Annotated in this window: 5 protein-coding genes and 1 pseudogene; 2 read left to right on the top strand and 4 right to left on the bottom strand. The window is 61.4% G+C overall.

Annotated features, from left to right (window positions below; translation table 11 throughout):
• Window positions 1–1,434: DNA primase (dnaG, locus tag ACYVDE_RS09550; RefSeq protein WP_460501265.1), on the bottom strand; the 1,434-nt coding region annotated here is incomplete at its 3' end.
• 245 nt (window positions 1,435–1,679) lie between these two features.
• Here dnaG and leuS point away from each other — a divergent pair.
• Together leuS and ACYVDE_RS09540 are read left to right on the top strand one after the other, a co-directional pair.
• The gene (leuS, locus tag ACYVDE_RS09545) at window positions 1,680–4,460 is read left to right on the top strand and encodes a leucine--tRNA ligase (RefSeq protein ID WP_460501264.1); all 2,781 of its coding nucleotides are present in this window, start codon (window positions 1,680–1,682) and stop codon (window positions 4,458–4,460) included.
• Between the two features lie 206 nt (window positions 4,461–4,666).
• On the top strand, window positions 4,667–7,234 hold the full coding sequence (locus ACYVDE_RS09540) for a M14 family metallopeptidase (RefSeq protein WP_460501263.1): 2,568 nt from the start codon (window positions 4,667–4,669) through the stop codon (window positions 7,232–7,234).
• Between the two features lie 155 nt (window positions 7,235–7,389).
• Here the strand turns inward: ACYVDE_RS09540 and ACYVDE_RS09535 are convergent, their stop codons facing one another.
• From ACYVDE_RS09535 to ACYVDE_RS09525, 3 genes and pseudogenes are all read right to left on the bottom strand, one after another.
• Window positions 7,390–7,740: an MmcQ/YjbR family DNA-binding protein gene (locus tag ACYVDE_RS09535; protein WP_460501261.1), complete on the bottom strand. Its 351-nt coding sequence runs from the start codon at window positions 7,738–7,740 to the stop codon at window positions 7,390–7,392.
• Between the two features lie 9 nt (window positions 7,741–7,749).
• Entirely contained in the window at window positions 7,750–7,923 is a 174-nt protein-coding gene (locus tag ACYVDE_RS09530; protein ID WP_460501259.1) for a DUF6728 family protein, read from the bottom strand.
• A 159-nt stretch (window positions 7,924–8,082) separates the two neighbouring features.
• A pseudogene (locus ACYVDE_RS09525) lies at window positions 8,083–8,271 on the bottom strand (hypothetical protein); the annotation flags it as partial.

Here is an 8,271-nt window from a genome sequence, read left to right as displayed (position 1 = left end):
GGGGTTGCTGCTGGGCGGGAAGCCGGTGTTGGCACTGCCGGCACCCTGGCCGTAGTTGCCGCGGTTGTCGCCGGACTGGCCGCGGCCGTCGGGCGCCTTCTGGCTGGCAGTTTTCACCAGCTTGTTGTACTCGGTGATGAGCACCTGCTCGTCGATGCCGAAGGTGGCCGAAGTCTGCTGCAGAAACACCTGCCGCTTGATGGCGTCGGGCACTTTGGCGATGCTGTGCAGCACGTCGCGGATGGCCTCAGCCTTCTTCACCGGGTCGTTGCTGGCCTCGCGGGCCACCAGCGTGGTCTTAAAGGTGATAAAGTCCTGGCTCTTGGTTTCGATGTACTCGGTGAAGCGCTGGTCGCCCACCTTGCGGATGTAGGAGTCGGGGTCGTCGCCGTCGGGAAACAGCACCACGCGCACGTTCAGGCCGCCTTCGAGCAGCAAATCGGTGCCGCGCAGCGAGGCTTTGATGCCGGCCGCGTCGCCGTCGTAGAGCACCGTCACGTTGTCGGAATAACGCTTGATAAGCCGAATCTGGCCCTCCGTAAGAGAAGTACCCGACGAGGCCACCACGTTTTTGATGCCGCCCTGGTATAGGCTCAGCACATCCAGATACCCTTCCACCAGGTAGCACACTTCCTGCGTGCGGATGGCCTGCCGGGCCTGGAACAGGCCGTACAGCACGTCCGACTTATGGTAAATCTCCGACTCGGGCGAGTTCAGATACTTCGCCATCTTGTCGTCGCGCTTGAGCGTGCGCGCCCCGAAGCCCACCACCCGGCCGCTGATGTTGTGAATGGGGAACATCACGCGGCCCCGGAACCGGTCGTAGCGCCGGCCGGTGTCCTTGCCCTGGTCGTCGGTACGGATGACGGTGAGGCCGGTTTTTTCGAGGTATTTCTTGTCGAAGCCGGCCGTTTCGGCGGCTTTCATCAGGTCGTCCCAGCTGTCGAGCGAGTAGCCCAGCTCGAAGGTCTGGATGGTGCTCAGGTTGAGGCCGCGCTCCTTGAGGTAGCCGTAGCCGATGCTCATGCCCTCCTCGGAGTTGAGCAGCAGGCGGTGGTAATGGTTTTTGGCGAAGTCGGAAACGATGAACTGCGAGTCGCGCTCGTTCTGCTCGAGCTGCTGCTGGGGCGTCTTTTCCTCCTCCTGAATCTCGATGGCGTACTTGCGGGCCAGGTACTTGAGGGCTTCCACGTAGCTGGTGCCCTCCACGTCCATCACAAACTGCACCACGCCGCCGGCCTTGCCGCAGCCGAAGCACTTGTAGAGCGACTTGGCCGGGTTCACCGAGAACGAGGGCGACTTCTCGTTGTGGAACGGGCACGGGGCCCACAGATTCTGGCCCTTGCGCTTGAGCTGCACGAAGTCGCCGACGACTTCCACAATGTCGGCGGTCTGGATGATGTGGTCGACTAATTCTTTGGGGATGCGGGCCATCGGGGGCTATTCAGGGGCAAATGGGGGCGGGCAGCTACTAAATGAACGTCATGCTGAGCGTAGCCGAAGCATCTCGCGTGCCACCACTAATCAATGACGTTGCAACGATTGGATTACCACCACACGCGAGATGCTTCGGCTGCGCTCAGCATGACGTTCTGGATAGTGCGGCAGTAAGCGTCACAACAAATTTCGCCCTACTTTCTCCTACGTCCTACCTTTGCCCGGAATAAACTCCGCGCAAGATGCCCGCATACCGTCCCGAAGAAATCGAAAAGAAGTGGCAGGCCCACTGGAAACAGCATAGCACCTTCCAGGCCCAGAACCACTCCGACAAGCCCAAGTACTACGTGCTCGACATGTTCCCCTACCCCTCCGGGGCGGGCCTGCACGTGGGGCACCCGCTGGGCTACATTGCCTCCGACATCGTGACGCGCTACAAGCGTCTGCAGGGCTTCAACGTACTGCACCCCATGGGCTTCGACTCGTTTGGCCTGCCCGCCGAGCAGTACGCCATCCAGACCGGCCAGCACCCCGCGCTCACCACCGAGCAGAACATCAACACCTACATTCAGCAGCTCAGCAGCCTGGGTTTCAGCTACGACTGGAGCCGCGAGGTGCGCACCTCCGACCCCAGCTACTACAAGTGGACGCAGTGGATTTTCCTCAAACTGTTCAATTCCTGGTATAACCTCGACACCGACCGCGCCGAGCCCCTCACCGAGCTTACCGCCCGCTTTGCCGCCAGCGGCAGCGAAGGCATTCGGGCCGCCGGCGACGACGAGGAGCGGCAGGTGTTTACCGCCGGGCAGTGGGCCATGTTCACGGAAAAGCAGAAGCTGGCTGCCGTGCTCCCCTACCGCCTCGCCTACCAGCAGGATACCTACGTGAACTGGTGCCCCGGCCTGGGCACGGTGCTCTCGAACGATGAAGTGAAGGACGGCCTGAGCGAGCGCGGCGGCTTTCCCGTCGAGCGCCGCCTCATGCCGCAGTGGAGCCTGCGCATCACCGCCTACGCCGACCGCCTGCTGCAGGGCCTCGACCAGCTCGACTGGCCCGATGCCGTGAAGGAGATGCAACGCAACTGGATTGGCAAGAGCATCGGGGCCGAAGTCACCTTCCCGGTGCAGGGTTCCGAGGCCCAAATCAAGGTCTACACGACGCGGGTTGACACCATTTACGGCGCTACCTTCCTCGTGCTGGCGCCCGAGCACGAGCTGGTCGACCAGCTCACCACGCCCGAGCAGCGAGCCGCGGTGGATGAATACATCGCCGCCACCAAGCGCCGCTCCGACCGCGACCGCATGGCCGACGCCAAAACCGTGTCGGGCGTGTTCACGGGTGCCTACGCCCTGAACCCGGTGAACAACGAGCCCGTGCCCATCTGGCTGGCCGACTACGTACTGGCCGGCTACGGCACCGGCGCCGTGATGGCCGTGCCCAGTGGCGACCAGCGCGACTGGCTGTTTGCCACGCATTTCGGCCTGCCCATCCCGGCCATTTCCGATGCCCAAAAGGACATCGACCAGCAGGCCGACCCCACCAAGGAAGGCCGCTACATCAACTCCGGCATCATCAATGGCCTCGGCTACAAGGAAGCTACGGCTAAGCTCATCGCCTTCCTCGAAGAGAAAGGCCTGGGCAAGGGCAAGGTGAATTTCCGCCAGCGCGACGCCATTTTCGGCCGCCAGCGCTACTGGGGCGAGCCCATTCCGATTTACTACAAGGACGGCACCGCCTACGGCATCGCCGAGAGCGACCTGCCGCTGGTGCTACCCGAAATCGACGAGTACAAGCCCACCGAAACCGGTGAGCCGCCCCTCGGCCGCGCCCAGAACTGGCTTTACAAAGGCCAGTACCCCTACGAGCTGAGCACCATGCCCGGCTGGGCGGGCTCGTCGTGGTACTACCTCCGCTACATGGACCCCACCAACGATGCCCGCTTCGTTGGCGAAGAGGCGGAAAAATACTGGGGCAACGTGGACCTCTACATGGGCGGGGCCGAGCACGCCACCGGCCACCTGCTCTACGCCCGCTTCTGGTACCTGTTCCTGAAAGACCTAGGCCTCGTGCACAGCAACGAACCCTTCCAGAAACTGATTAACCAAGGGATGATTCTGGGCCGGTCGAATTTCGTGTACCGCATCAACGGCACCAACAAATTCGTGACGCTGGGCAAGAAAGACCAGTACGAAACCACGGCTCTGCACGCGGATGTGAACATCGTGGAAAACGATGTACTCAACATCGAAGCCTTCAAGAAGTGGCGCGAGGAGTACGCCAACGCGGAATTTATTCTCGAAGACAACGGCACGTATGTGTGCGGAGTTGAAATCGAGAAGATGTCAAAGTCGAAATACAACGTAGTAAGCCCCGACGTGCTGATTGGCCGCTACGGCGCCGACGCCCTGCGCCTCTACGAGATGTTCCTCGGCCCGCTGGAGCAGTACAAGCCCTGGAACACCAACGGCATCAGCGGCGTGGGCGGCTTCCTCAAGAAGTTCTGGCGCCTCTTCCACCCCGAAGACGGTGCTTTGGCCGTAACCGATGAGCCCGCCACCCCGGCCGAGCTTAAGGTGCTGCACCGCGCCATCCAGAAGGCCCAGGAAGATATCGAGAAGTTCAGCTTCAACACTTCCGTCAGCCTGTTCATGATTACCGTGAACGAGCTCACGGCCCTCAAGTGCCACAAGCGCGCCATCCTGGAGCCGCTGGTGCTGCTGGTGTCGCCCTTCGCGCCGCACTTGGCCGAGGAGCTGTGGCAGGAGCTGGGCCACGCGGCCGGCAGCATCAGCACCGCCCGCTACCCCGAGTTCCGCGCGGAATACCTGGTGGAGGAAAGCGTGACCTACCCGCTGGCCATCAACGGCAAAGTGCGCGAGCAGATGCAGTTTGCCGCCGATGCCACCCCCCCTGAGATTGAAGCCGCCGTGCTGGCGTCGGATTTCCTCGCCAAGCACGGCGAAGGCAAGGCCGCCAAGAAGGTAATTGTGGTGAAAGGCCGCATGGTGAACGTGGTCGTGTAAGTAGCACATCATGCTTCGCTGCACGCCGCTTGACGTGCAAAGTTGAATAAGCAAAAAGGCCTACTGTGATTGCAGTAGGCCTTTTTGCTGACGTTTCTATAAAGAGAACAGCGCATTTTTGTGTCCTACCTTGCGCACACAAAATCACCTTCTGGATTCCAATGCTTCAGATAAATATCTCCCGACTCAGGTCGTTCTTTTCTGGCGTGACGCGGTTTGCACAGCCAACGGTATTGCTAACCGCTGCGCTGCTGAGTTTCGACAGCTACGCCCAAACCACCGACGCGGCTGGTCCGTTGCTCACGCCCGAACAGTTCCTGGGCTACAAGCTGGGCGCGCAGTTCACGCCTCATGCCGAGCTGCTGCGCTACGTGGCCCACGTCGCGGCCCACACGCCCGGCCGCATGAAGCTGGTGCGCTACGGCAGCACCTACGAGAAGCGCCCGCTCGAAGTCGTGCAAATTGCCAATGCCGAAACTTTCGGCAAGCTTGAAGATGTGCGCCACAACAACCTGCGCCTCGCCGGCTTGGAAAGCGGCAATGCCCAGCGCCAGATGCCTGGCGTGTGCTGGCTGAGCTACAACGTGCACGGCAACGAGGCCGTGAGCTCCGAAGCCGTGATGCAGGTGCTCTACGACCTGGCCAACCCGCAGGACCAGCAGATGCAGAACTGGCTGAAAAACACCGTCGTCATCGTCGACCCCTGCATCAACCCCGACGGGCATGACCGGTACGTGAACTGGTACAACCGCGTGCGCAACCAGTCCGTCAACGCCAGCCCCGACTCCTGGGAGCACCACGAGCCCTGGCCCGGCGGCCGCTTCAACCACTACTACTTCGACCTAAACCGCGACTGGGCCTGGCAAACGCAGCAGGAAACCAGGCAGCGCATCGCCCTCTACAACCAGTGGCTGCCTGAGGTGCACGCCGACTTCCACGAGATGGGCCCGAACAACACCTACTATTTCTCGCCCGCGGCCAAGCCCTACCACGCCGACCTTACGCCCTGGCAGCGCCAGTTTCAGGGCGTGCTGGGCGACTATAACAAGGTGGCTTTCGACAAGAACAACTGGCTGTACTTCACCCGCGAAGTGTACGACCTTTACGCGCCCACCTACGGCGACACCTGGCCCAGCTTCAACGGCGCCATCGGCATGACCTACGAGCAGGGCGGTGGCGGCCCCGCCGGTGTGGCTTACGCCCGTCTCGACGGCGACACCCTGACGCTGGCCCAGCGCATTGCCCACCACCACGCCGCCAGCCGCGCTACCATCCAAGCCACTGCCGAGCGGCACGACGACCTGCTGCGCGAGTTTCAGCGCTACTTCGCCAACGCGGCCAGCAAGCCTCAGGGCGAGTTCAAGAGCTACGTGATTGGGGCCGGCAACGACCCCGGCCAGCTCCGCGCCTTCACCCAGTACCTCGACCGCAACCAGATTCGCTACGGCTACGCGCCCAAGCGTACCAAAACCAAAGGCTTCAACTACCTCACCGGCAAAACCGGCGACGTTCAGATTGAATCCCGCGACGTGGTTATCAGCATGTACCAGCCCAAATCGACGCTGGTGAAGGTGCTGTTCGAGCCCAAGCCGCAGCTCGAAGACTCGCTCACCTACGACATCACTTCCTGGGCCCTGCCCTATGCCTTCGGCCTGAAATCGTACGCCGTGCCCGGCCGCCTCGACGCTTTAGGAGGCGCGCCCGCCCCGGCCAGCGTGAAGGGCAGCGCTGCCGCGGCCGACCGTCCTTACGCCTACCTCGCCCGCTGGAACTCGTTGCAGGATGTGCGCTTCCTGAGCCGCTTGCTGCAGCAGAAAGTGAAGGTGCGCTACGCCGAAAAGGCCTTCGAGTCGGAAGGCCAGCAGTACGCGCCCGGCACGCTCATCATCACCCGCACCGGCAACGAGGGCCTCGGGGCTCGTTTCGACCAGCTGGTGCGCGCCCAGGCCGACTCGGCCGGCACCACCGTCATGGCCGTGAAATCGGGCTTTTCGACCTCGGGCCGCGACCTGGGCTCCAGCTCGGTGCACTTCGTGAAGCAGCCGAACGTGGCCGTGGTAGCTGGCCCAGGCATCGATGCCACCGCCTTTGGCGAAGTGTGGCACTTCTTCGAGCAGCAGCTCGGCTACCCGCTCACGGTACTCGGCACCGACTACCTCAACCGCGTGAGCCTGAACAAATACGACGTCCTTATCCTGCCCAACGGCGGCTACTCCGACGTGTACAACGACCGCAGCCTCGAAAGTCTCAAAGCCTGGGTGCGCGACGGCGGCCGCCTGATTGCCATGGAAGGCGCGGCCAAATTTCTCTCCGGCAAGAAGGACTTCCTGCTCAAGCCCAAAACCACCGATTCCACCGCCATCAAGAAAGACCTGAAGGCCAACCCCTACCGCCTGCTGCGCCGCTACGGCGATGCCGAGCGAGAAGAGGCCGAAGACGCCGTGCAGGGCAGCATCTACCGCGTGCAGCTCGACAACTCCCACCCGCTGGCCTTCGGCTACGGCGATACCTACTTCGCGCTGGTGCGCAACCCGCTCGGCTACCGCTTCCTCGACAAAGGCGGCTGGAATGTGGGCGTCATCAAGAAAGACAGCTACTCGGCCGGCTTCACCGGCACCAAAGCCCGCAAGGAACTTACCGACACCTTCGTAGTCGGCACCCAGGATATGGGCCGCGGCTCAGTGGTGTATCTGGGCGACAACCCGCTCTTCCGCGCCTTCTGGCAAAGCGGCAAGCTGATGTTCGGCAACGCCGTGTTTCTGGTAGGGCAGTAGATTTTGATGCTGCATGAAAAGGCCCCACCGGACATCCGGCGGGGCCTTTTTGGTATAAACGCTGTAGAGACGCGACACTTCGCGTCTCGGCGTCCGGGCCATATGGTATTGTTGGCCGATGACCGTTCAACGCTGAGACGCGAAGTGTCGCGTCTCTACAGTGCTAACGTGGCCTTCACGGCCTTGGGCAGCGAGGCGCGCACCAAATCGTATGAATGGTCAATCAACTCGCGTAATTGCCCGTCTGGAATGCCAGTGCCGATAAGCACCGTATTCCAGTGCTTTTTATTCATATGGTAGCCGGGACGCACGTAGTCGTGGGCCTCACGCAGTTCCTCGGCGCGCTCGGGGTCGCACTTCAGGTTGATGCTGCCGAAGGTATCGATATCGGTGAGGGCAAACACTTTGCCGCCGACTTTGAACACCAGCGTTTTGGGACCAAAAGGCGTTTCTTCGGTCACACCGGCTTTCAGCAGGCAGTAATCGCGAAAATCCTCGATGTTCATTGCCTCAGCTTATAGCACGTAGCGGAACAGCATTACCACCAAACACACCAGAAACATCGCCAAGCTGAGCTTATTGATGAAATGCATGGTCTTCAGGTTGAAGTTGTTCTTGCGGTTGGGGTCGTGCTTGCGGAAATAATAGCCGAGCACGGGACCGAAGTTGAAAAGGTTCTTGCCGTTCATATCGGAGCAAATTATAAGGTCACTAAGGTAACACCCGATGCGCCAGAAAGATTTACCAACGGCAGCACGTTCCTAATGAACGTCATGCTGAGCGCAGCCGAAGCATCTTTACCACAGCAGTAATTCATTTACTCTCGCGGCAGAGATGCTTCGGCAAGCTCAGCATGACGTTCTCGAACTTGTTAGGTCAATATTATGCCGCTCGCGCCAGGCCAAACCCGCCGGTAGCTCCATCGAAGCAAATTCCAGGTGCATCACGCGGCGCGGCCGGGGGCTGGTGCTGCGGTTGGATGCGTGCAGCAGCAGCGGCTTCATCAGCATGGCTCCGCCGGCGGGCACGGCGCACAC

The sequence above is a fragment of the Hymenobacter agri genome (assembly GCF_054778495.1).
Note: the sequence above shows the minus strand (reverse complement) of the source record. Positions and strands in the feature narration are given on the sequence as shown.